Raw genomic sequence first — 24,432 nt, 5'->3', positions numbered from 1 at the left:
GACGCCATGTCAGGACTCATCTCCAAGACCGCCGAGGCCGTAGGCCGCAACGGACTCTCATACCGCCTGCTCTCCTATATTCTGGTGTGTAGTACCGTATTGGCGATGATCATTACGGTGCTGCAACTCGCCTGGGATTACCGCAAGGATGTTGCCGTCATCGAAGACAGCATCGGCCAGATCGAAGCCTCCTTTTTGCAACCTATTGCCGCCAGCTTGTGGAACCTCGATGAGGAGCAGGTCAAAGTGCAGATCGAAGGGATCATGAACCTGCCCAACATGCAGTTTGTGATGGTCAAGGAGATGCTCGGCAACTCCGAAGTGCCACTGTTGACCCAGGGAGTGGAACGGGAAAGCTATGATATCTCCCAGGAGTTCAATCTCACCTATCAGGGGGAAATTGTCGGCAAGCTGTTTGTCGCCGCGTCGCTGGAGCAGATTTACCAGCGTCTGATTGAGAAGTCAGTGCTGATCATGGTCAGCCAGACCATCAAGACCCTGGTGGTCTCATTTTGTATCCTGATCATCATTTACTATCTGGTGGTCAGGCACATCAACCGCATCGCCAACTACGCCCAGAAGTTCAACCTCGATCGGCTCGACATGGCGCTGGAGCTGGAAGGCCGCCCGCAGCCGCGCAAGAAACCCGACGAACTGGATACCCTGGTATCCACCCTCAACCAGATGCGCACCCGGCTACGTGACGAGCTGGTCGCTCGTCATCAGGCGGTGGAACAGCTGCAACAGGAGCGGGATTTCTCCGCCACCCTGATCAACTCCGCCAACATGGTCATCTGCTGCATGGAACCAGACTTGACCATCGCCAGCATCAACCCGGCAGCCATACTGCTGACCGGCTACCACCAGCAGGAGCTGTTGCAACACAACTGGCTGGATCTCTTTGTCAGCCCGGCGCAACGGGAAGAGCTGAACGATATTCTGGCGGCGGAAGGTTCACTGGCGGACAAAGAGGTCATCATGCATGACCAGCAGGCCCACGAGCTGGTGCTGCAGTGGACCTTCGTACCCTTCTATGAAGGGCCGAACCTCAAGTACCAGATCGGCTTCGGCTACGACATCACCCAGCTGAAAAAGGTCGAGCGGGAGATAATCCAGCTCAACGAGCAGCTGGAAGGCAAGGTGGTGGAGCGTACCCGCAGCCTGAGCGAAGCTAACAACCAGCTGGGCAAGGCGTACGACGACCTGAAACAAGCCCAGCAGACCCTTGTGGAGTCGGAGAAGATGGCCTCCCTCGGCTCGCTGGTGGCCGGGGTGGCACATGAGATCAATACCCCCATCGGCATCAGTGTGACCGCCTCTTCCTACCTGCAGGAACGGGTCGCCGATTTCAAATCTCATATAGAGTCAAAACAGCTGTCTCGCTCCTATCTCAACGAGTTTACCGTCAACCTCGACGAGTCGATGCAGCTGCTGCAGAGCAACCTGCGGCGCGCCTCCGAGCTGATCGCCAGCTTCAAACAGGTGGCTGTCGACCAGTCATCGGAAGCACGCTACAACTTCAGCCTCGCCGACAACCTCCATCAGGTAGTGGTCTCGCTTGGCCACAAACTGAAGAAGAGCCAGTGCGAAGTGGATATCCAGTGCGATCCCAAGCTGTCTATCTTCTCCTTCCCGGGCAGTTTTACCCAGATCTACTCGAACCTGATCCTCAACTCCATCAACCACGGGTTCGACAACTGGGACAAACCGAAGAAGATCACCATCAAGGTGGAACAGCAGGGAGAGGAGCTGTTTATCGACTATTCGGACAACGGTCGCGGCATCCCGCCAGAAATCTTGCCGCGCATCTTCGATCCCTTCGTCACCTCCAAGCGGGGTCAGGGTGGCAGCGGTCTGGGCACTCACATCATCTACAATCTGGTGGTGCAACTGCTGAAAGGCCGTATCAGCTGTGCCAGCGAACCGGGCCAGGGCGCCCAGTTCCATATTCGCCTGCCGATCCAACATAACTGAGCGCTGGCTCTTGTGAGCCAGCCGCTTTATCCCCATCATGCTGTGATTGCATTCTTAATGAGCGGAGAACCTCGCAATGGCACAGCATTTTGACTATATCGCCATCGGCGGCGGCAGCGGCGGCATCGCCTCGGCCAACCGGGCTGCCATGTACGGTAAGAAAGTTGCCCTGATTGAAGCCAAAGAGTTGGGTGGAACCTGCGTCAACGTAGGCTGCGTACCGAAGAAGGCTATGTGGTATGCAGGCCAGATCGCCGATGCCCTGAAATATGGCGCAGACTACGGCTTTGACACCACCCTCAACCACTTCAACTGGGCCAAGCTGGTCGAGTCCCGCCAGGCCTACATAGGCCGCATTCACCAGTCCTATCAGAACGTGCTGGGCAAGAACCAGATCACCGTCATCAAGGGCTTCGCCCGCTTCGTCAGCAGCAACACCATCGAGGTTAATGGCGAGCACTACACGGCCGATCATATCCTGATCGCTACCGGTGGCCGCCCGGAAATTCCGGCCATCCCGGGTGCCGAGCTGGGTATCGACTCCGACGGTTTCTTTGACCTGCAAAGCCAGCCCAAGCGGGTTGCCGTGGTTGGAGCTGGCTACATCGCAGTCGAGATCGCCGGGGTGATGCAGGCACTCGGCTCAGAGACCCATCTGGTGGTGCGCAAGCACGCACCGCTGCGCAACTTCGACCCCATGATCCACGAGACACTGGTCGAAATCATGGCGCAGGAAGGGCCCAAGCTGCACACCCACGCCATTCCCAAAGCCGTGCTCAAGAACGCTGACAACAGCCTGACCCTGCAACTGGAAGATGGCCGCCATCTCACCGTCGACTGCCTGATCTGGGCCATCGGCCGGGTACCGGCTACCGACAACCTCAATCTGGCTGCCGCTGGCATCACGCTGGACGAGAAGGGCTTTATCCCGACCGACAAGTTCCAGAACACCGCCGTCGCCAACATCTATGCAGTGGGTGACAACACGGGTCGCATCCAGCTCACCCCGGTGGCCGTCGCTGCGGGCCGTCGCCTCTCCGAACGGCTGTTCAACAACAAGCCGAACGAGCACCTCAACTACGATCTGGTACCGACCGTGGTGTTCAGCCACCCGCCCATCGGCACCATCGGCATGACCGAACCTGAAGCTATCGCCGAATACGGCGAGGACCAGGTGAAGGTCTACCGCAGCCAGTTCACCGCCATGTACTCGGCACTGACCCAGCATCGCCAGCCCACCCGGATGAAGCTGGTCTGTGTCGGCCCGGAAGAGAAGGTGGTCGGTCTGCATGGTATCGGCTTTGCCATGGACGAGATCCTGCAAGGCTTTGGCGTCGCCATGAAGATGGGGGCCACCAAGGCGGACTTCGACAACTGCGTTGCTATCCATCCGACCAGCGCGGAAGAGTTCGTCACTATGCGCTAAGGGCAGATGAAGTTGGCCTGTCACGAGCAGCCGGCGTCTACAGCCATGTAACCCCTTCACCCAAACCCGGCTCAGGCCGGGTTTTTTGATCCCTCCTCGCCATTTCTCTCGCAAATCCGTCGTTCTTTACGCCGATTTTACGCCTGCCACATGGCGCTTTATGGCGCCTTTACGCCTGTTTTACATACCCTTTTCAGCGTCAATGACACCAACAGAGTCGATATGATCTTACATCGGCTCTCGCAGCTAATTATCTCAATGGAGTCGATATGAATTGGCTATATCTGCTGCTCGTCCTCGCCTTGATGGCCTATCTGATGCGCGCACTCACGCGCAGTCACGAGTGAGGGACTACCTATATGCAGCAAGAAATTATCTATCCGGTGGCCTTCGTGCTGCTGGTTCTGCTGCCGGCACCGCTGCTGGGCAACTACATCTACCGGGTATTTGAAGGCAAAATCCGCTGGCTGGCACCGGTCGAGCGCGCCACGCTGGCTTGCTGTGGCACCGATGGACGGGAGCAGGACTGGAAGTCCTACGCCCTCAGCCTGCTGGCCTTCAACGGCGCCGGTTTCGGTCTGCTGTTCCTGATCCTGATGGCGCAGGGGTTGCTGCCCCTCAACCCGCAACAACTGCCGGGTCTGAGCTGGCAACTCGCCTTCAACACCGCAGTCAGCTTTATGACCAACACCAACTGGCAAGCCTATTCCGGTGAGGCCAGCCTCTCCTACTTCAGCCAGATGGTGGGCCTGACCACCCAGAACTTCGTCTCCGCAGGGACGGGCGCAGCCGTCGCCATTGCCCTGTTCCGCGGTATCGCCCGTCAGCAGACCATCAACCTTGGCAACTTCTGGCAGGATCTGGTGCGCTTCTGCCTCTATGTGCTGCTGCCCATCGCGCTGATCATGGCGCTGGTGCTGGTATGGCAAGGGGTGCCGCAAAGCCTCTCCGCATATCTGCCGTTCCACGGTGTGGAAGGTCAGGAGCAGTTGCTGCCCCTCGGCCCGGCGGCCTCTCAGATCGCCATCAAGCAGCTGGGCTCCAACGGCGGCGGCTTCTTCGGCATCAACTCGGCACATCCGTTCGAGAACCCGACCGCCCTCTCCAACTGGCTGGAGATGGTCGCCCTGCTTACCATCGCCGCCGCCATGGTCTTTACTCTAGGCCGCTATGTGAAAGACATGGCCCACAGCCGCGCCATTCTCGGCGCCATGACCCTCATGCTGGTGCTGGGGCTCTTCGTCTCCCTCTCCCAGGAGCTGAAACCGGATCACGCCCTCGCCCAGCTCACCACTGACGCCAGCAACATGACTGGCAACTGGGAAGGCAAGGAGAGCCGCTTCGGCCCTGTGCTCTCCAGCATCTGGGAAGTGGCGACTACTGCCGCCTCCAACGGTGCCGTCAATGCCATGCACGACAGCTTTACTCCGCTCGGTGGCATGGTGGGCATGATCAATATGCTGCTGGGCGAGGTTATCTTCGGCGGCGTCGGCTCCGGTATTTACGGCATGATGCTGTTCGTGTTGCTGACCGTGTTCCTGTGCGGCCTGATGGTGGGACGTACCCCGACCTATCTGGGCAAACGGCTCGGTATCACCGAGATGAAGTGGGTGGTCGCCAGCATGCTGGTAATGCCGGTCGGTGTTTTGGTGATCGGTGGTATCACCCTGCTGATGCCGGATGCCAGCACCATCATCGGCCATGATGGCCCGCACGGTCTGTCACGCCTCATCTATGCCTACGCCTCGGCTGCCGGCAACAACGGCTCCGCCTTCGCCGGTTTTGCCGCCGGTGACAACTGGCAGTGCATCGCCATCGGTCTGGCCATGCTGCTCGGTCGCTTCGGCTACATCATTCCGGTACTGGCCATTGCCGGTCAGCTGGCCCGCGCGCCCCGTCAGGAGACGAGCGAAGGGGACTTCCCCATCAGCGGCCCGCTGTTCGTTACCCTGCTGATCATCACCGTCCTGCTGATAGGTGGCCTATCCTTCCTGCCGGTACTGGCACTGGGCCCAGTGGCCGAACATCTGAGTCTGATCGGAGGTGCATTCTGATGAACCTGACCCTGTCGATCACCATCCGGATGCCAATGGCCAACTATCTGATGCTGGGAGCTTTCCAATGAGCAAGTCCACTGCAATGAGCACCGACACCATGTTGGTGAAGGGCAAAAAACAGAAATCACAAATCATCCAGGCAATGGTTGAGGCCCTCTATCGCTTCAATCCCAAGGCGCTGTTTGGCAGCCCTATCCTGTTTACCCTCTGGCTGGCCGCAGTCATGGCGACCGTGGAGTCCCTGCTGGGGCAGCCTTTCTCCGGCGTCGCCCCCTCGCTGGCCTGGCAGCTGACCGCCTGGCTCTGGCTTACTCTCTGGTTTGCCAACTTCGCGGAAACCCTGGCCGAGGGGCGCGGCAAGGCTCGCGCCGACAGCCTGAAAGCGGGCATGAGCCAGCTCAAGGCCCGTCGTGTGGCGAATGCCAAAGATGGTCAGGGCGAGTGGGTACCCGCCACCAGCCTGATGAAGGGGGATCTGGTGCTGGTACGCAGCGGCGAGATGATCCCGGCCGACGGCGAGGTGATCGCCGGCATCGCCTCGGTCAACGAGGCCGCCATCACAGGCGAATCCGCCCCCGTCATTCGCGAGTCGGGTACCGATCGCAGCGGTGTAACCGGCAATACCACCGTCGTTTCAGACGAGATCTGGGTGCGCGTCAGCAACAATCCGGGCGAAAGCACGCTGGATCGGATGATCGCACTGGTGGAAGGGGCCAAGCGCCAGAAGACCCCCAACGAGATGGCGCTCGACGCCCTGCTGGTGGGCCTGACCCTGATCTTCCTGTTGGTGGTCGCCACCCTGCCCTGGTTCCTCGACTACAACGGCACCCAGGTCCCGCGCCTCTACCTGATTGCCCTCTTTATCACCCTGATCCCGACCACCATTGGTGGCCTGCTCTCCGCCATCGGTATTGCCGGTATGGATCGATTGGTGAAACTGAACGTCATAGCCAAGTCTGGCCGTGCCGTCGAAGCGGCCGGTGACGTGCGCACCCTGCTGCTGGACAAGACCGGCACCATCACCTTCGGCAACCGGATGGCGGATGAGCTGATCCCGGCACCGGGCGTCGACCCCGCCCTGCTGGCACAAGCCGCCATGCTGGCCTCGCTGGGTGACAATACCCCGGAGGGCAAATCCATCCTGACTCTGGCCAGCAAGAGCATGGCCAAGCCGAGCCAGCTGGAGAGCGACAAGGTGATCCCCTTCAGCGCCGAAACCCGGCTGAGCGGGCTGGATCGCAACGGTCATCAATATCGCAAGGGTGCGGTGGATGCCGTGTTGAACTACCTCAGCCTCGACCGCAAGGCGGTACCTGAGCTGGTGCTCAAGTCAGTCGACAGCATCGCCCGTCAGGGTGGTACTCCGCTGCTGGTCTGCGCTCAGGAGAAACTGCTGGGGGTGGTCTACCTCAAGGACATCATCAAGCCCGGTATCAAGGCTCGCTTCCAGATCCTGCGCCACATGGGGATCCGTACCGTGATGATCACCGGCGACAACCCGAAAACCGCCGCCGCTATCGCCGCCGAAGCCGGGGTGGATGACTTCATCGCCGAAGCGACGCCGGAGAAAAAGCTCGCCTATATCCGTCAGGAGCAGGCCGATGGCCGTCTGGTCGCCATGTGCGGTGACGGCGCCAACGATGCGCCCGCACTGGCGCAGGCTGACGTGGGTCTGGCCATGAACGAGGGCACCCAGGCCGCCAAGGAGGCGGGCAATCTGGTGGATCTCGACTCCAATCCCACCAAGCTGCTGGATGTGGTGCTGGTCGGCAAACAGCTGCTGGTGACCCGTGGCGCCCTGACCACCTTCTCCATCGCCAACGACGTGGCCAAGTACTTCGCCATCCTGCCAGCCCTGTTCATCGCCGCCTACCCGCAACTGGGGGCACTGAACCTGATGCAGCTGGGCAGCCCGCAGAGCGCCATCCTGTCGGCCATCATCTTCAACGCCCTGATCATTGTGGCGCTGGTGCCGCTGGCGCTGCGTGGTGTCGACCTGAAAGGCTCGGCCGCCAGCCTGCTGCGCCGCAACCTGCTGATCTACGGTGTCGGCGGCCTGCTGGTGCCGTTTATCGGCATCAAGCTGATCGATCTGGTCATTACCGGCCTGGGTCTGGTGTAACGACATAACCGGGATGCGGGGCAGACCCGCATCCCCTGCCATCCATTTGGAGCAAGAGAATCATGATAGCAATCAGAACCCTGTTGACCCTCACCCTGCTGCTGGGGGTCGCCTACCCGCTGGCGGTCACCGGACTGGCACAGCTGCTGTTCCCCTGGCAGGCCAACGGCAGCCAGCTGACCGACAGTAAACAGCAACTCATCGGTAGCGCCCTGCTGGGGCAGAAATTCGAGCGGGCTGACTATTTCCATCCCCGTCCCTCCGCCAGCGATTTCAACACCATAGGCGGCAGCGCCAGCAATCTGGGGATGAGCTCACCGCTGCGGGCAGAGTTTGCCGAACAGGCAGCCAAAGCACAGCCGGGAACCAGCTCCCCCGCCATGCTGACCCGCTCCGCCTCCGGCCTCGATCCCCACCTGCCGCTGGATGCGGTGCTGGCTCAGGTCGACCGCGTCGCCAAAGAACGTGGACTGGCTCCCGCCCAACTGACGGAGCAGGTCAAGTCGGCTACACAAGCTGGTATCCTTGGCCCGCAGGTGGTCAACATTCTCCAGCTGAATCTGCAACTGGATCATAAAAAGGGCGCCTGATGGCGCCCATTCCGGTTTGGTGATGACCTCGATTTTCGAAACGGGCGGTTGGCTCGATAGGGATAACAATGGCTGATGTAGCAAGCGCCGACGCCCTGCTGGCGAGTCTGATGCAGGAGCATGGGGATGCGTGATGAGGTAAGGGCCGACGCCCTGCTGGCGAGCCTGGAACAGGAGCACAAGGGCAAGCTGAAGGTGTTTCTCGGCGCCGCTCCCGGCGTGGGCAAGACCTACGCCATGCTGCAGGCGGTGCGGGAGCAGGCCAAAGAGGGGGTCGACATCCTGATCGGCGTGGTGGAAACCCACGGCCGTCAGGAGACCCTGGCTCTGCTCGACAAGCTCGCCATCATGCCGCGCAAGATCCACATGCACCGCCAGCAGCGACTGGAGGAGATGGACCTCGACGGCCTGCTCGCCCGCAAACCGGCCATCGCCGTGGTGGACGAGCTGGCCCACAGCAACGCCCCCGGCAGCCGCCACGAGAAGCGCTGGCAGGATGTGGAGGAGCTGCTCAACGCAGGTATCGACGTCTACAGCACCCTCAACGTCCAGCATCTGGAGAGCCTCAACGATCTGGTGTGGCAGCTCACCGGGGTCAGGGTGAAAGAGACTCTGCCAGATCAGGTGCTGCTGGAAGCCGACAGTCTGGTGCTGATCGACCTGCCCCCCAAGGAGCTGCTCGGCCGCCTCAAGGAGGGCAAGGTCTATGTGCCCCATCAGGCCAAGGCTGCGCTGCAATCCTTCTTCTCCCTCAACAACCTCACCGCATTGCGGGAACTGGCGATGCAGACCGCCGCCAGCCATGTGGAGGGCGATCTGCAACTGCAGTGGCAGGCAGCAGGCAAGAGCACCTTGCCGCTGCGGGGCAAGCTGATGGTTTGCCTCGGTGACCTGCACGGCTCGGCACTGGTGCGCTACGGCCACCGCTTTGCCCAGCGCCGTCAGCTCCCGTGGCTGGTGGTGCATGTCGACAGCAATGGCCGCCGCTCTGCCGATGTGGAGCAGGCGCTGGCGCTCGCCTCCCACCTCGGTGCCAAGGTGCTGACGCTATCCAGCCCGGCGGTCGCCAACACCCTGCTGGAGACCGCCGAACAGCAGCAGGTCTCCCAGCTGCTGCTCGGCAAACCTCACAAGGCGCCGTGGCGCCGCTCGCTGGTGCAACACCTGCTCAAACAGGCGCAGGGGCTCGAAATCACGCTGGTCGATACCGAGAAGCAGAAGCCCGAAGTGGGGATGCGCGTCCCGACCCCGAAAGATATTCACCACAGCCTGCTGGCGGTGACCATCATGGGGATCACCTCGGCCGCCGCCTGGGGGCTATCCTACTGGCTGCCGCCCGCGGCGTTACCGCTCATCTTTGTACTGGGGGTGCTGGCGACTGCCCTCACCACCAGTCTGGTGCCCGCCACACTGGCGGCAGTGCTGGGCTTTATCGCCCACAACCTGCTGTTCACCGCCCCCTACTTCTCCCTGAGCGTCGCCAACCACAGCGACCTGCTCACCCTGTTTGTGCTGCTTATCGTCGGTATGACGGCGGGACGGCTCGCCTCCCGCCAGCGGCAACAGCTGATCGGTCTGCGCGAGACCCAGCAGTTGGGCAATGCCCTGCTCTCCCTCAGTCAGGGGTTGGCCACTGCCAGCAGCCCGGAGGAGGTGCTCAGACAAGGGGCACAAGCGATCTCGCTGGCACTGGGCCAGCCGACCGTGGTGATCGACAAGGAGTTCAACGATCGGCTCGGCAACGAGAAGCACAGGCCCGGCCAGACCGACAAGGCGGCCATCGACTGGTGTCTGGCCCAGAAGCAGAGCGCCGGGGCCCACACTGCGACCCTCAATGCCGCCGAGGCCCAGTATCACCACCTCAGCGATGATCTGGTGATCGGCATAACGCTGGCCAATCCGCTCTCCTCCTCCGCCGAGCATCAGCTGCAGGCGCTGCTCACCGACATTCGCGCCGCGCTGGCGCGGATCGACCTCAACGAGCGGCTGGCCGACAGCCAGCTGCAGGCGGAGACCGACCGGATGCGCGCAGCCTTGCTTTCCTCGGTCTCCCACGATTTGAAGACCCCCTTGGCGACCATCATGGGGGCTGGCAGCACCCTGCTGGAATATGGTGACCGGATCCCCGCCGAAGACCGTGACGAACTGCTCCACTCGGTGCAGGAGGAGGCGCGCCGCCTGCACAGCTATGTGCAGAATCTGCTGGATATGACCCGCATCGGCTCCCCCGACTTCCAGCTGAAACGGGACTGGGTCGATCTGGCGGATCTGGTGGAGAGCGCCCGCAAGCGGCTCGACTCCTCCTGGCGCCAGCACAAGCTGCTGGTCCATTTCGATCAGCATGTGCCCCAGCTCTATGTCCATGGCGCCCTGATCGAGCAGGTGCTGGTCAACATCCTCGACAACGCCTCCCGCTACTCGCCGGCAGGCACCCCCATCGAGTTCAAGGTGATGGTGGCCGAACCCGACCTCATCATCGACATCATCGATATCGGGGTCGGTATCGCCGAATCGGATCGGGAGAAGATCTTCAACCTCTTCTACACCCAGCCGGTGGGTGATTGCGGCAGCCGTGGCACTGGGCTTGGCCTCGCCATTTCCCGCGCTATGATAGAGGCCCACGGCGGCAAGATTTGGGCCTTCTCCGGCCCCAATGGCAACGGAACCTGCATGCGCATCTCCCTGCCGCTCGCGCTCAATTCACCGGAGGTCTGATGGCGCACATTCTGGTCATAGATGATGAAGCGGCGATCCGTCGCTTTCTGCGGATCAGCCTGATTGCCGAGGGGCATCAGGTGAGTGAGGCGGTGGGGGTCAATGAAGGGCTGGAGCAGTATCGCCACCTCAACCCCGATCTGGTGATCCTCGATCTCGGCCTGCCTGACGGCGATGGCATTCAGGTACTGCAGGCCATTCGCGAACACCACCCCAATCCTGTGCTGGTGCTGTCGGCCCGCGATTCGGAGCAGGAGAAGGTGCGGCTGCTCGATGCCGGCGCCAACGACTACATGAGCAAGCCGTTCGGCATCGGCGAGATGATGGCCCGCATCCGTGTGCTCTTGCGCCAGCGGGCTGGCGTCAGCAGCGGCGAGCGGCGCCACTTCCCCCAATGCGGCCTGACGCTGGATATCAGCAGCCACAAGGTGACCATGAAGGAGGAGGAGATCCCCCTCTCCCGCAAAGAGTTCGCCCTGCTGCAAGCACTGGTGTGCCACCCCGGCAAGCTGGTGATGCAGACCCAGCTGCTCAACGACATCTGGGGGCCGAGCCACAAGGAGGATACCCACTACCTGCGCATCGTCATCGCCAGTCTGCGCAAAAAGCTGGGGGATAACCCCCAGCAACCGACGCTTATCGAGACCGAATCTGGTATCGGCTACCGCTTTATCGGCAACTGACGTTTCACGTGGAACGACGCCCACTGCAAATCAGCGCCAATAGACCGCAGCCACTCAGCAACAGGCCGAGATCCTGCAATCCGGCCGCTACCGCCAACCCCAGACTGAGCAGCAGGTAGTAGCCAAGCCCGAACAGGGCACCAGCACTGCCCGCTACTTCGCGATAGGCCAGCAGCGCCTGACTCAGCACATTGGGGATAGCCAGCCCGAAGGCCACCACCACACCCATCATGGGCAACAGGAACCAGAGGCTGTACTGAGTCGCCCATACCAGCAGCCCGACAACCAGCGCCAGAGCGCAAGCCAATCTGACCAGAGATGACGGCAGCCACCCCCTCCCCAGCAGATGCTTGTTGAGCAGGCTGCCGAGCAGAGTCGCCAGCGCCAGCAAGATCCCCGAGTAACCAAACTCGCCGGTGCTCAATCCCAATCCGGCAAACAGGAACGGCGCCAGACTGTAGTAACCAAACAGCATGGTGTTGAACAGGGCGACCAGCATGGCACTGCGCCAAAGCCCGCCATCCTTCATCATCCGACATGCCAGCGGCCAGAGTGCGACTCGCTGGGTAGTAACCGGACGGGTTTCCGGCAGTTGCCAGCAGGTCACCAGCAGCAAACCTACCGCCAGTACCAACAGACCGCTGAACACCCCGAGATAACCGAACCCGCTCGCCAGCTGGCCGCCACTTAGCAGCCCCAGCACCGGGCTCAAGGAAAGCGCTATGCCCATCACCGAGAAGACCCGTGCCAGATCGCTGCCCTGATAGCTGTCGCGCAGCATGGTCTGGGTCACCACGGATCCCACGGCTGCGCCAAAGGCCGAGATGACCCGGGCCAGCAGCAGGGTTTCAAACTGGTTGGCCAGCAGCGCCAGCAAGGTGCCGACGCCATAGGTGAGCAGACCCGCCAGCATGGCGGGGCGCCGCCCAATCAGATCGCAGAGCCGTCCCCAGCAGACCACGCCCACCGCAAACGCCAGAAAATAGACCGACAAGGTCTGGGATGCCTGCCCTTCGCTCACCCGAAACTGGCTAGCGATATGGGTCAGGACCGGGCTGTAGATGGTCTCCACAATTTGGGGAAACATCATCAATCCCACCACCAGCCAGAGCGGTGGCAACTTGTTGTTCATGACAAACCTCCTTCACAAGAGGTCGCCATTCTAGAGAGATGCCGATTGTCTGATTACAATAAGCAGGACTATAAATATCAAAAATCGGACATATGGCCTTTATTCTTCCCGATCACCCTTTTGACCCCGACCAGCTGACGGGCAGCGTGATCGGCATCGCCTCCGCCCTCGGTTGGCACGACTCGGGTCTGCATCAACATCAACGCCATCAGCTGCTGTTCGCCCAATCCGGCTGCATGACCATGGAGCTGGAAGGTCGGGTCTGCCTGCTGCCACCCACCCGCGCCGCCTGGCTGCCAGCGGGCACCGCCCACCGGGTACTGATGCGCGGTGTGGTGGCCTACCGATCCCTCTACTTCCAGCCGCACCCCGAGTTGCCCGGCACGGTCGAAGTGCTGGCGGTCAATCCGCTGCTGCACGAACTGATCGAACGGATGGCGCTCTGGCCGTGGGACAAACCGCAAGAGCAGCAGCAACGAACGGTGGCACTGTTTATGGAGGAGTTGGGGCAGGCGCCACGGGAGTCGTGGCAGTTGCCGCTGCCGACCGATCCCAGACTGGGCGACTGGCTACAGCAGTTGAAACGGGGGAATGCCCTGCCCGATCGGCTCAACCGGCTGGCCGAACGGGTGGGTGCCAGTGACAAGACCATTGGCCGCATCTTCGTGCGGGAGACCGGCATGAGCTATCAGGCGTGGCGTCAGCAGTGGCGGCTGTTGCGCGCCATGGAGCTGCTGGCCGAAAGCGAGTCCATCAGCCGGATTGCCGCTGCGCTGGAGTTCTCCAGCGACAGCGCCTTCATCAGCTTCTTCAAACAACATACAGGACAGACCCCCCTGCGCTACCTCAACTCTCGGGGTGAGTCGCCACAGCCTGACTCGCTTCCACCACCAAGGTATCCAGCGCCAGCGGCTTGAGGTTATGCAACGCATCCTTCACCACGGCATGGGATGCCTGTTGCAACTCGCTCTGCACATCCTGCTCCAGCTGGGCACTCTCCAGCTCGGGCCGCGGGTTTTCGTTGGCCATCACGTTCAGGCTCAGGACACTCACAATCAGGGTGGCGATCAGGCTTTTCATCTGGTTTGCTCCGGTATGGTTGAGATGACCAGATAGCTATTCCAATAGTTGTGCCAATCCTCACGCAATTCATAACATGATGATTTTGTTTAAATTAACTATATTTCGATACCAAATTGAGTCGCAAAATGCATCCCGCTCGGTCATTTTTAAACCAACAGTTGGTGCTTTTAGCCACGCTTGATTTTTGCACCATGTTCCACGTGGAACGTCCCATCTTTTTGATCGACACCCGCTTTTAAACTGAGCTATGGTGCTACATCTTCGTAACTGACTCTGGATCTGTCACCGAATGGAATTTTCCTTGTTCGGCGAGAAGTTCACTCGCCACGCCGGTATTACCCAACTCATGGATGACCTCAATCAGGGGCTGACCAATCCGGACGCCATCATGCTGGGTGGCGGCAATCCGGCCCCCATCCCCGCCATGCTGGAACGCTTTCAGGCGGAAGCCAAGAGCCTGCTCGACAACGGCGAGCTGGTCAAAGCGATGGCCAACTACGATGGCCCGCAAGGCAAAGACAGGTTCACCAAGGCGCTGGCGGCCCTGCTCAGCAAAGAGCTGGGCTGGGATATCTCGGCCCGCAATATCGCCCTGACCAACGGCAGCCAGAATGCCTTCTTCTACCTGTTCAACCTGCTGGCCGGTGAATTTGCTGATGGCCGCAAGAAGAAGGTGCTGTTCCCGCTCGCCCCCGAATACATCGGCTATGCCGACTCGGCGCTGGCCGACGACTACTTCGTGGCCTACAAACCCACCATTGAGAAGCTGCCCGATGGCCAGTTCAAATACCACGTGGATTTCGAAAGCCTGCAGGTGAGCGACGATATCGGGGTGATCTGCGTCTCCCGCCCAACCAACCCCACTGGCAACGTGCTGACCGATGAAGAGATCGAACACCTCGATCAGATCGCCCGCGACAAGGGGATTCCGCTGCTGATCGACAACGCCTACGGCGTCCCCTTCCCGGGCATCATCTTCAGCGAAGCCAAGCCGTTCTGGAACGCCAACACCATCCTCTGCATGAGCCTCTCCAAGCTCGGCCTGCCAGGCACCCGCTGCGGCATCGTCATCGCCGACGAGAAGATCATTCAGGCCATCACCAACCTGAGCGGCATCATCAATCTGGCGCCGGGCAGTCTGGGGCCCGCCATCACCATCCCGATGATCGAGAGCGGCGATATCATCGCCCTCAGCGAACAGGTGGTGAAGCCCTTCTATCAGCAGAAGGCGGAGCTGGCGGTGCAGCTGCTGCGCGAAGCGATTCCCGACCCGCGCTTCCACATTCATAAACCGGAAGGGGCCCTCTTCCTCTGGCTCTGGTTTGAAGGCTTGCCGATCCACTGTCAGGAGCTGTACGAGCGGCTGAAGGCGAAGAACCTGCTGATCGTGCCGGGTCACTACTTCTTCCCCGGCATCGATGACCCCGAGTGGCGCCACAGCCAGGAGTGCATCCGCCTCAACTACTCCCAGAGCGAGGAGCTGGTGCGCCGCGGCATCGCCATTCTGGCCGACGAGATAAACGCCCTCTACGCTGGTTAATCCAATCCAGCGATACAAAAACAGAAAGGCCTGCAGATGCAGGCCTTTGTTGTTTATCGCGATCCGGTTTGCTTAGCCGGGCAACGCCAGCTGCTCGGGTTTACCGATGGGGATGGCTCGGGGCTTGAGCGCCTCGGGCAACTCGCGAGCCAGATCGATGGTCAACAGACCATGCTCCAGCTTGGCGCCCTGCACTTCCACGTGCTGGCTCAGCTTGAAGGCGAGCTCGAAGTCACGCTCGGCAATTCCCTGATGGAGGAACTGACGCTCACCGGCCGCAGCCCCTTTGCGCCCCTTCACCTTGAGGGTGCCGTTTTCGGTCTCCAGCTCCAGCTCTTCGCGCTCGAAGCCAGCCACGGCGACCGTGATGCGATAGCCATCCTGATCGCGCTTTTCAATGTTGTACGGGGGGTAAGCGGCGGTCTTCTGCTCGAACAGACCTTCCAGCTCACGGGCCATCCGCTCGAAGCCGACGGCGTTGGAATAGAGATGAGAGAAATCGAGGTTACGCATAATCCTATCCTTCTAATAAGCAACAGGTTCAACTCTCCACAGGCCCGTTATCGGCACCCGGGAAATTTTAAAATTTCAGTGAATTCAGGCTATCAGCCGTTGATCTCGATCTTGCGCGGCTTCATCGCCTCGGGCACTTCACGCACCAGCTCGATGTGCAGCAAGCCGTTTTTCAGGTCGGCCCCTTTCACCCGCACATAGTCGGCCAGCTGGAAGCGGCGCTCGAAACCACGTTCGGCGATCCCCTGATAGAGATAGTTGCGCCCGGTGTCGGCCTGCTTGTTGCCCTTCACCGTCAACAGATTTTCCTGGAAGCTCAGCTCCAGCTCTTCCTGGGTAAAGCCTGCCACCGCCATGCTGATGCGGTAGTCGTTGTCACCCAGTTGCTCGATGTTGTAGGGGGGATAACCAGCATTGCCATTGCTGGCCGCAGATTCGATGAGATTGGCCAGACGATCGAAACCGATGGCAGAACGATAGAGCGGAGAAAAGTCGATAGAACGCATAGTATTACCCTCTTATGAGCGATAACGGATTGTTTGCCCTCCTTATGGACGGGCGCCTGGTCGAAACCTCTATCGAGCATTCCGGCCTTGTTACCTATATAGGGGCTCACTTTTTCCTTTCAAGGGGATTTTTTCAAATTTTTTAAATGGCCGCACCGGCCTGTAGAACATCAACCTGTTGGCCCGATAGTGATGATAATCGACCCGTGGGCCACTGATGGCAACTCGCTTAGCGCCCCATAATTGGTTGCATATCCACCAGCCAACATGGAGCCATCCCATGAAGATTACCCAGGTTCGCAACGCCACCTTGCTGCTCGACTATGCCGGCACCCGCTTTCTGATCGACCCCATGCTCTCGGCCAAGGGAGCCTTCCCCGGCTTTGAGGGCACCGCCAACAGCCAGCTGCGCAATCCGCTGGTCGAGCTGCCGCTGCCGATCAATGAGCTGGTCAATGTGGACGCCGTGATCGTCACCCACGACCATCCCGACCACTGGGATGATGCCGCCAGAGCCCTGCTCCCCAAGCATCTGCCGCTCTTGGTGCAACATCAGAAAGATGCCGATGCCATTCGTGCCAGTGGCTTTGAGGATGTGAGGCTGCTGAGCGACCAGCCCGAGTTTGCCGGCATTCGCCTGCAGCAGACCGGTGGCCAGCACGGCAGCGACCAGTTGATGGCGGTACTGGGCGAGCGCATGGGAGAAGTGTGCGGTGTGGTCTTCTCCCACCCCGATGAACAGAGCCTCTATCTGGCCGGTGATACCATCTGGCATCCCCGGGTCGAGCAAGCCCTGCAACAGCATCAACCCGAGGTCATCATCCTCAACTGCGGTGATGCACAGGTGCCAGGGCTCGGTTCCATCATCATGGGCAAGGAAGATGTCGCCGCCGTATATCAGGCTGCACCACAAGCCACGCTGATCGCCAGCCATATGGAGGCGGTCAACCACGCCGTGCTGTCACGCCAGGAGCTGCGCGACTATCTGGCGGTAAGGGGCATGACGGATCGGGTACGGGTGCCGGAAGATGGCGAGGCGATATCGCTGTGATCCGCAGGAGGGCCATGCCAGACATGGCCCTTCGGCTTTCACTGCCGAACGCTTATGATGAGAGGTCTGCGCGCAGAGAGGAGTCAACATAATGCCCACCCCGATCGTTGCCGTGGTGACCTTCGATCACTTCAGCCCTTTTCACTGCGCCGTCCCCTGCCTCATCTTCGGCGACATCCTGCCGGGCCAGCCACTGTTCGAGCTCAATATCTGCTGCGGCGATGGCAACCGCCACGCACACTCGGCACAAGGCTTCACCATTCAGGCGCCCCATGGGCTGGAGGAGCTGGCCGAGGCGGAGATCATCATTATTCCCTTCTGGCACGACCCGGCCGCACGACCACCCGCACCGCTGCTCGATGCCCTAATTGCCGCCAGAGCCAGAGGTGCCCGACTGGTCGGTCTATGCCTCGGCACCTATGTGCTCGCCTACGCCGGACTGCTTAATGGTCGCAAGGCATCGACCCACTGGGAGTACGAACAGGATTTCTGCCGCCGCTTTCCCTGCGTGCAGCTAGATACCAACGCCCTCTATGTGGATGACGATGGGCTGGTCACCTCGGCAGGCACCGCTGCCGGGCTGGACTGCTGCCTCTATCTGGTGCGCCAGTACCACGGCTCGGCCATCGCCAACAAGGTGGCGCGGCGGCTGGTGATCCCGCCCCACCGGGAAGGGGGTCAGGCCCAGTTTATCGAACAGCCGGTGCCCACCTCCACACGCGATGCCCGGATGAATCAGTTGCTCGATCACCTGCGTGCCCATCTGGCCGAGCCTCATACCCTGGATTCTCTGGCAGATCTCACCCTGATGAGTCGACGCACCTTTACCCGCCGCTTTCATCAGGCTACCGGCCTCTCGGTGGGTGAATGGCTGCTGGCGGAGCGGCTCAGGCGCAGTCAGGAGTTACTGGAAGTGAGCAGTCATTCCATCGATCGCATCGCCGAGCTGGTCGGCTTCAAGAGTGCCACCTCCCTGCGCAATCACTTCCGCGCCCGCTTTGCCATCTCCCCCAGCGAGTGGCGACGATCTTTTCGCGGCAACAATGTCTGATGACATCCTCTATACCCGCTCACTCCGCTATGGCAGGCTAGCCAGAAATCCCGAGGAGTCATCCCATGTCCCGTTCCGAACGCCTGCTGGCCCTGCTCCAGCTGCTGCGCGGCCACCGCAACGCCATCACAGGCGCGGAACTTGCCAGCCAGCTTGGCATCAGCCTGCGCACCCTCTATCGGGATATCGCCACCCTGCAGGCGCAAGGTGCCCATATCGAGGGTGAACCAGGGATCGGCTATGTGCTGCGTCCCGGCTTCATGCTGCCGCCACTGATGTTCAGTGAAGAGGAGCTGGATGCACTGGTGCTTGGTTCGCGTTTGGTAGTCGCCCACGGTGACGGAGCCTTGAGTGCATCGGCCAGCAGTGCGCTGGCCAAGATAGAAGCCGTGCTGCCCGCCGACTATCGCCAGCAGCTCCAGAGCAATGCCCTGCTAATCGGCACCTCCCGCAGCGACCGCCTCACCGATGAAGGCCCGCTGCGCTGCGCCATCCGCCAGCAACGCAAGGTGACCCTGAGTTATCGTGACCTCAAGGATGAGGCCTCAGAGCGCACCATCTGGCCCTTTGCCATCGGCTACTTCGAACAGGTGCGGGTACTGGTAGCCTGGTGCGAACTGCGTCAGGGCTTTCGCCACTTTCGGGTCGATCGCATCACCCGGATGCAGCTGCAAGATTGTCGCTATCCCAAAAGCAGAGAGAGCCTGCTGAAGGAGTGGCGCGCCATCCCGCAGCCGAAATTCATTGCTGACAGAAACTGACAGCAGGTAGCGCCATGCTGACGAGGTCGGCGCCGATGCGCCATATCATCAGCAAGGAGCATCACCATGTTAGTCCCCCAGTTCACCATCCTCTACGTTACCAATCCGACCCGCAGCGCGCTCTTCTACCGCGAGTTGTTCGGGCATGAACCGGTGGAGGAGTCACCTACCTTTGCCATGTTCGTGTTCGAATCTGGCGCCAGACTGGCACTCTGGTCCAGCGCCACGGTCGAACCTGCCGTGACCCAAACGGCCGGAGCGATGGAGCTGGCCTTCGCCCTCCCGGATGATGATGCCGTCGATCGCCTGTCTGCCGAGTGGCTGGCGCGCGGGCTCACCCTGATCCAAGCGCCGACCAAGATGGAGTTTGGCTACACCTGCATGGCCCTCGATCCGGATGGCCATCGTCTGCGCCTCTACTGCCTGGCACCAGAACTGGGCTGAGTTAGAACCATCAACACCAAGCTGTTTCATGTTTCACGTGGAACGTGCAACTTCTTCCGCCCAAAAACAAAAAGCCGCTCACAGGGAGCGGCTTTTTTATATCGAGCTGACAGCGTCGATTAGACGTCGAGGTTGGCCACGCGCAGGGCGTTGGTCTCAATAAAGTCACGACGGGGCTCAACGGCATCACCCATCAGGGTGGAGAAGAGCTGGTCGGCACCGACGGCGTCGTCGATGGTGACGCGCAGCATGCGGCGGGCTTCCGGATCCATGGTGGTTTCCCACAGCTGGTCCGGGTTCATCTCACCCAGCCCTTTATAGCGCTGGATGTAGATGCCACGTTTGCCTTCGCCCATCAGCCACTCGACCGCTTCGACGAAGCTGGAGACCGGCTTGACCTTCTCGCCACGCTTGATGTAACCGCCTTCCTCGATCAGGTTGGCGATCTCCTTGCCCAGCGAGACCAGCTGACGGTACTCGGAGGATTGCAGGAAGTCGTAGCTGAGCGGATATTCGCGGTCAACACCGTGCTGACGAACCACGGCGTGCGGAACGTACAGGCTGCGCTCTTCATCACGACGAACCTGGATCTGGTACTGGATACCCTGGTTGCTCTCGTTGAGCACGGCTTCCATACCCTGACACCAGGCCAGCAGATCGCTCTCGCTGTTCAGCAGCGCTTCGTTCAACTCCGGCTGATAGATCAGCTGGGTCAGTACCGCTTCCGGCGCACGACGAGACATGCGGGTAATCAGGTGAGTCACCGAGCGGTGCTGGTTGACCAGGCGCTCCAGCGCCTCGCCACCGATGGCCGGGGCAGACTCGTTGACGTGCAGGGTAGCACCATCCAGCGCCATGGCGGTCTGGTACTGCAGCAGCGCGTCTTCGTCTTTCAGATACTGCTCCTGCTTTCCCTTCTTCACTTTGTAGAGCGGCGGCTGGGCGATGTAGACGTAGCCGCGTTCGATGATTTCCGGCATCTGACGATAGAAGAAGGTCAGCAGCAGGGTTCGGATGTGCGCACCATCGACGTCCGCATCGGTCATGATGATGATGTTGTGATAACGCAGCTTGTCCGGGTTGTACTCGTCACGACCGATACCGCAGCCCAGTGCGGTGATCAGGGTGCCCACCTCTTGCGAGGAGATCATCTTGTCGAAACGGGCCTTCTCTACGTTCAGGATCTTGCCCTTGAGCGGCAGGATGGCCTGGTTCTTACGGTTGCGACCCTGCTTGGCGGAACCGCCAGCAGAGTCCCCTTCCACTATGTAGAGTTCGGAGAGAGCCGGGTCTTTTTCCTGACAGTCAGCCAGCTTGCCGGGCAGACCGGCGATATCCAGCGCGCCTTTGCGGCGGGTCAGTTCGCGGGCTTTGCGGGCCGCTTCACGGGCACGGGCCGCATCGATGATCTTGTTGACCACGATCTTGGCATCGCCCGGGTTTTCCAGCAGGAAGTCCGCCAGCTTCTCACCCATCGCCTGTTCAACGGCGGTCTTCACTTCGGAAGAGACCAGCTTGTCTTTGGTCTGAGATGAGAACTTGGGATCCGGCACCTTGACGGAGATAACGGCAATCAGACCTTCACGTACGTCGTCGCCACTGGCGGCAGACTTGGCCTTCTTGCTGTAGTCCTCTTTGTCCATATAGGAGTTCAGAGTACGGGTCAGCGCGGTACGGAAGCCAACGAGGTGAGTACCACCATCCCGCTGCGGGATGTTGTTGGTGAAGCAGTAGACCCCTTCCTGATAGGCGTCGTTCCACTGCATCGCCACTTCAACGCCGATACCATCCTGCTCGGTAGTGAAATGGAACACCTTCGGGTGGATCGGGGTCTTGTTCTGGTTCAGGTACTCAACGAATGCCTTGATGCCACCCTCGTAGCAGAAATGCGCCTCGCGGCCATCACGCTCGTCTTGCAGACGGATGGAGACACCGGAGTTGAGGAAGGAGAGCTCGCGCAGGCGCTTGGCCAGGATCTCGTAATGGAACAGGGTATCGCTGAAAATGGCAGGGCTCGGCCAGAAGCGAACTTCGGTACCGGTGCCGGTGCTGTCTCCAATCTGCTTGAGCGGCGCCTGCGGCTCACCCAGATGATAGGTCTGCTCGTAGACGTGGCCGTTACGACGAATGGTCAGCAACAGCTTGTCAGAGAGGGCGTTAACTACCGAGACACCCACGCCGTGCAGGCCGCCGGATACCTTGTAGGAGTTGTCATCAAACTTACCGCCAGCGTGCAGCACGGTCATGATGACTTCGGCAGCGGAGCGGCCCTCTTCCGGGTGAATATCGACCGGAATACCACGGCCGTTATCGCGCACGGAGACGGAGCCATCGGAATGGATCTTGACCTGAATATCGGAGCAGTAGCCAGCGAGCGCCTCGTCAATGGAGTTATCGACGACCTCGAACACCATGTGGTGCAGACCCGAGCCATCATCCGTATCGCCGATATACATCCCCGGGCGCTTGCGGACCGCATCCAGGCCCTTCAGCACCTTGATATTCGAGGAGTCGTAAGTATTTTCACTCATAGCTTACTCTCTGCCTTCTCTAACGTTTCGGAGATTTTACCCTGTTCCACGTGGAACAACTTACAGTCATTCGCATCCATCATGTCTGCGAGCTGACCGGTGTCGATGGCGGTGATAAACACCTGGGACGCGCACTGCTTCAGCCTTGCGGCCAGCAAGCGGCGCTTGTCGACATCCAGTTCAGAGGCAAAATCGTCAATTAAAAAAATACAGCCACGGCTGCTATGTTGATTCAAATAGAGCCCTTGGGCCAGTCGCATAGCGCAGACCAGCAACTTCAGCTGACCCCGGGACAAAATATCCTGAGCGGGCACCCCGTTCGCCTTGAGGCGCACATCGGCTTTCTGTGGACCGACACCGGTATAGCCCAGCGCCCGATCCCGCTCAAACCCCGCCTCCAGCAGATCGCCGAGGGGAGTATCTTTCTCCCAGCCCCGGTAAAAGCCGAGACTGATATCGAATTCCGGCAGAAAATCCGCCGTCATCTCCTTGATCAGGGGCGTAATGGCCTGACAATAACTGGCGCGAAACTCGGCCAGCTCACCCCCCAGCCGCACCAACTCCTGATCCCAGAACGCCAGCTGGCGGTATTGGGTGCTCTGGCGCAACAGCGCATTGCGCTGTTTCAGCAGCCGCCGCACTCGTCCCCACAGGGCAAAGAAGGTCGGCTCCTGATGGAAGACACCCCAATCGAGCCAGGCGCGGCGAGCCTGAGGCCCGCCCGTCAGCAAGTTGAAACCATCGGGATGGATCAACTGCACCGGCAACAGCTCCGCCAAATCGGCAAGCCGCTGGGCCTGTGCCCCGGCAATCTTGAGCTGGGTCTCGCCACTCTTGTCTTTGGCAAGACCGATCGGTACCTGACGCCCCTCCAGCTCGCACTGGGCAAACAGGGTAAAGGCCCTCTCCCCCTGGCGGATGACCCGCCCGGTCAAATGAGTGCGAAAGGAGCGCCCCAGACCAAGGTAGTGAATGGCTTCCAGCACACTGGTCTTGCCGCTGCCATTGCACCCGACCAGAATGTTGAGGCCGGGCGACAGCTTGAGACTGGCTTGCTGGATATTGCGAAAGTCGCTGAGCTGGAGTTTGACCAGGGACACGACTAGATCCGCATCGGCATCACCACGTACTGAGCATCCTGATGTTCAAAATCCTCAATAATGGCACTGCTGATGGAATCGCTCAGGCTAATCCGAATTTGGTCACATTTTAACGTATTCAGCACGTCGAGCACATAAGAGACGTTAAAGCCGATCTCCATCTCGCCAGCGGCATATTGTACGTCAAGCAGCTCTTCGGCTTCTTCCTGCTCCGGGTTGTTGGCGGTGATGCGCAGCAGGTTTTCCTGCAGATTGAGACGCACCCCACGGAATTTCTCGTTGGAGAGGATGGCGGCGCGGGCAAACGCCTGACGCAGATCCTCACGGCCGGCGATCAGGGCCTTGTCGCTGTTGCGCGGAATGACGCGACGCCAATCCGGGAAGCGGCCATCCACCAGCTTGGAGGTGAAGATGAAGCCATCGAGGGCGGCACGCAGGTTGCTGCGGCCGATCTGCAGCCGCACCGGCTTGTCTTCTGCTTCCAGCAGACGCACCAGCTCCAATACCCCTTTGCGCGGCAGAATAACCTGATGATCGGGCAGCGATTCCCCTACGACCTCGCGGCGGCAGGTGGCCAGACGGTGACCGTCGGTCGCCACGGTACGCAGACCGTGACCTTCACTCTCGAACAGCATGCCGTTCAGGTAGTAACGCACATCCTGGCTGGCCATGGAGAACTGGGTCGCATCGATCAGCTTCTTCAGCTCCAGCTGGCTGATATCGAACTCGAGCACGGATTCCCAATCCTCGATGTTCGGATACTCGGTCGCCGGCAGGGTCGAGAGGTTGAAGCGGGAGCGACCGGATCGGATGATCAGGCGCTCCCCTTCGGTATTGAGACGGATCTCGGCGCCTTCCGGCAGACCACGGCAGATATCCAGCAGCTTGCGCGCCGGTACTGTGGTGCGGCCATCTTCGCTGGCCCCGTTCAGATAGACCTGACCGATCATCTCTACTTCGAGATCGGTACCGGTCAGTGACAGCAGACCGTTGCTGACATCAAGCAGCACGTTGCCGAGGATCGGCAGGGTCGGTCGGCCGCCGAGGGCGCCGGACACCAGCTGCAGAGGACGTAACAGGGCCTCACGGCTAATTTCGAGCTGCATCTGTGCTCTCCGTTGTGATTAGGAGGAAAAGATTCGGATCAGGTTGG

20 protein-coding genes are annotated in these 24,432 nt (G+C 60.4%); 13 read left to right on the top strand and 7 right to left on the bottom strand.

Going from position 1 to position 24,432, the window contains the following annotated elements:
- Positions 1-6 precede the first annotated feature (6 nt).
- From LRL22_RS16270 to LRL22_RS16240, 7 genes are all read left to right on the top strand, one after another.
- Positions 7-1,974: an ATP-binding protein gene (locus tag LRL22_RS16270; RefSeq protein WP_245148451.1), complete on the top strand. Its 1,968-nt coding sequence runs from the start codon at positions 7-9 to the stop codon at positions 1,972-1,974.
- A 76-nt stretch (positions 1,975-2,050) separates the two neighbouring features.
- Positions 2,051-3,400, top strand: a complete 1,350-nt coding sequence (gene gorA, locus LRL22_RS16265) for a glutathione-disulfide reductase (protein WP_100652171.1) — start codon at positions 2,051-2,053, stop codon at positions 3,398-3,400.
- A 359-nt stretch (positions 3,401-3,759) separates the two neighbouring features.
- Complete coding sequence (kdpA, locus tag LRL22_RS16260) at positions 3,760-5,454, top strand: potassium-transporting ATPase subunit KdpA (protein ID WP_270905880.1); 1,695 nt, start codon at positions 3,760-3,762, stop codon at positions 5,452-5,454.
- A 67-nt stretch (positions 5,455-5,521) separates the two neighbouring features.
- Complete coding sequence (gene kdpB, locus LRL22_RS16255) at positions 5,522-7,579, top strand: potassium-transporting ATPase subunit KdpB (RefSeq protein ID WP_270905879.1); 2,058 nt, start codon at positions 5,522-5,524, stop codon at positions 7,577-7,579.
- Positions 7,580-7,641: 62 nt separating this feature from the next.
- Positions 7,642-8,169, top strand: coding sequence for a potassium-transporting ATPase subunit C (locus LRL22_RS16250; RefSeq protein ID WP_204482033.1), 528 nt, complete (start codon positions 7,642-7,644; stop codon positions 8,167-8,169).
- Positions 8,170-8,295: 126 nt separating this feature from the next.
- Positions 8,296-10,884, top strand: coding sequence for a sensor histidine kinase (locus LRL22_RS16245; RefSeq protein WP_270905878.1), 2,589 nt, complete (start codon positions 8,296-8,298; stop codon positions 10,882-10,884).
- The gene (locus tag LRL22_RS16240; RefSeq protein ID WP_005355774.1) at positions 10,884-11,567 is read left to right on the top strand and encodes a response regulator; all 684 of its coding nucleotides are present in this window, start codon (positions 10,884-10,886) and stop codon (positions 11,565-11,567) included. Before LRL22_RS16245 ends, LRL22_RS16240 begins: the two co-directional genes overlap by 1 nt.
- A gap of 4 nt (positions 11,568-11,571) precedes the next feature.
- Here the strand turns inward: LRL22_RS16240 and LRL22_RS16235 are convergent, their stop codons facing one another.
- The gene (locus LRL22_RS16235) at positions 11,572-12,699 is read right to left on the bottom strand and encodes a multidrug effflux MFS transporter (protein ID WP_270905877.1); all 1,128 of its coding nucleotides are present in this window, start codon (positions 12,697-12,699) and stop codon (positions 11,572-11,574) included.
- A 92-nt stretch (positions 12,700-12,791) separates the two neighbouring features.
- Here LRL22_RS16235 and LRL22_RS16230 point away from each other — a divergent pair, with 92 nt between their 5' ends.
- Positions 12,792-13,616 carry an AraC family transcriptional regulator gene (locus LRL22_RS16230; protein WP_270905876.1) on the top strand — a complete coding sequence of 275 codons (825 nt, stop codon included), beginning with the start codon at positions 12,792-12,794 and terminating at the stop codon, positions 13,614-13,616.
- On the opposite strand, the gene LRL22_RS16225 is transcribed toward LRL22_RS16230, so the two are convergent.
- Positions 13,546-13,779, bottom strand: a complete 234-nt coding sequence (locus LRL22_RS16225; RefSeq protein WP_270905875.1) for a hypothetical protein — start codon at positions 13,777-13,779, stop codon at positions 13,546-13,548. The genes LRL22_RS16230 and LRL22_RS16225 overlap by 71 nt on opposite strands.
- 292 nt (positions 13,780-14,071) lie before the next feature.
- On the opposite strand from LRL22_RS16225, the gene LRL22_RS16220 reads away from it, so the two are divergent.
- On the top strand, positions 14,072-15,322 hold the full coding sequence (locus LRL22_RS16220; RefSeq protein WP_270905874.1) for a valine--pyruvate transaminase: 1,251 nt from the start codon (positions 14,072-14,074) through the stop codon (positions 15,320-15,322).
- Between the two features lie 72 nt (positions 15,323-15,394).
- Here LRL22_RS16220 and LRL22_RS16215 read toward each other — a convergent pair whose 3' ends face one another.
- Complete coding sequence (locus tag LRL22_RS16215; RefSeq protein ID WP_005339297.1) at positions 15,395-15,835, bottom strand: Hsp20 family protein; 441 nt, start codon at positions 15,833-15,835, stop codon at positions 15,395-15,397.
- Between the two features lie 92 nt (positions 15,836-15,927).
- Positions 15,928-16,341, bottom strand: a complete 414-nt coding sequence (locus LRL22_RS16210) for an Hsp20 family protein (RefSeq protein WP_005339298.1) — start codon at positions 16,339-16,341, stop codon at positions 15,928-15,930.
- 280 nt (positions 16,342-16,621) lie between these two features.
- Here LRL22_RS16210 and LRL22_RS16205 point away from each other — a divergent pair, with 280 nt between their 5' ends.
- From LRL22_RS16205 to LRL22_RS16190, 4 genes are all read left to right on the top strand, one after another.
- A complete protein-coding gene (locus LRL22_RS16205; protein WP_270905873.1) occupies positions 16,622-17,392 on the top strand; it encodes an MBL fold metallo-hydrolase in 771 nt (256 codons plus the stop codon).
- Between the two features lie 91 nt (positions 17,393-17,483).
- Positions 17,484-18,443 (top strand): helix-turn-helix domain-containing protein, encoded by a 960-nt coding sequence (locus tag LRL22_RS16200; protein ID WP_270905872.1) that lies wholly within the window; start codon positions 17,484-17,486, stop codon positions 18,441-18,443.
- Positions 18,444-18,508: 65 nt separating this feature from the next.
- A complete protein-coding gene (locus LRL22_RS16195; protein ID WP_270905871.1) occupies positions 18,509-19,204 on the top strand; it encodes a helix-turn-helix transcriptional regulator in 696 nt (231 codons plus the stop codon).
- 66 nt (positions 19,205-19,270) lie between these two features.
- Complete coding sequence (locus LRL22_RS16190; protein ID WP_270905870.1) at positions 19,271-19,648, top strand: VOC family protein; 378 nt, start codon at positions 19,271-19,273, stop codon at positions 19,646-19,648.
- 119 nt (positions 19,649-19,767) lie between these two features.
- Here the strand turns inward: LRL22_RS16190 and gyrB are convergent, their stop codons facing one another.
- From gyrB to dnaN, 3 genes are read right to left on the bottom strand one after another with little or no spacing between them, the layout of a single operon-like run.
- A complete protein-coding gene (gyrB, locus tag LRL22_RS16185; RefSeq protein WP_270905869.1) occupies positions 19,768-22,179 on the bottom strand; it encodes a DNA topoisomerase (ATP-hydrolyzing) subunit B in 2,412 nt (803 codons plus the stop codon).
- Positions 22,176-23,279, bottom strand: a complete 1,104-nt coding sequence (gene recF / locus LRL22_RS16180) for a DNA replication/repair protein RecF (protein ID WP_005339305.1) — start codon at positions 23,277-23,279, stop codon at positions 22,176-22,178. Before recF ends, gyrB begins: the two co-directional genes overlap by 4 nt.
- A gap of 2 nt (positions 23,280-23,281) precedes the next feature.
- Positions 23,282-24,385 (bottom strand): DNA polymerase III subunit beta, encoded by a 1,104-nt coding sequence (gene dnaN, locus LRL22_RS16175; protein WP_005339306.1) that lies wholly within the window; start codon positions 24,383-24,385, stop codon positions 23,282-23,284.
- Positions 24,386-24,432: the final 47 nt, after the last annotated feature.

Origin of the sequence: Aeromonas sp. PI_26 (assembly GCF_027854445.1) — a bacterium.
Classification (GTDB): domain Bacteria; phylum Pseudomonadota; class Gammaproteobacteria; order Enterobacterales; family Aeromonadaceae; genus Aeromonas; species Aeromonas veronii.
Note: the sequence above shows the minus strand (reverse complement) of the source record. Positions and strands in the feature narration are given on the sequence as shown.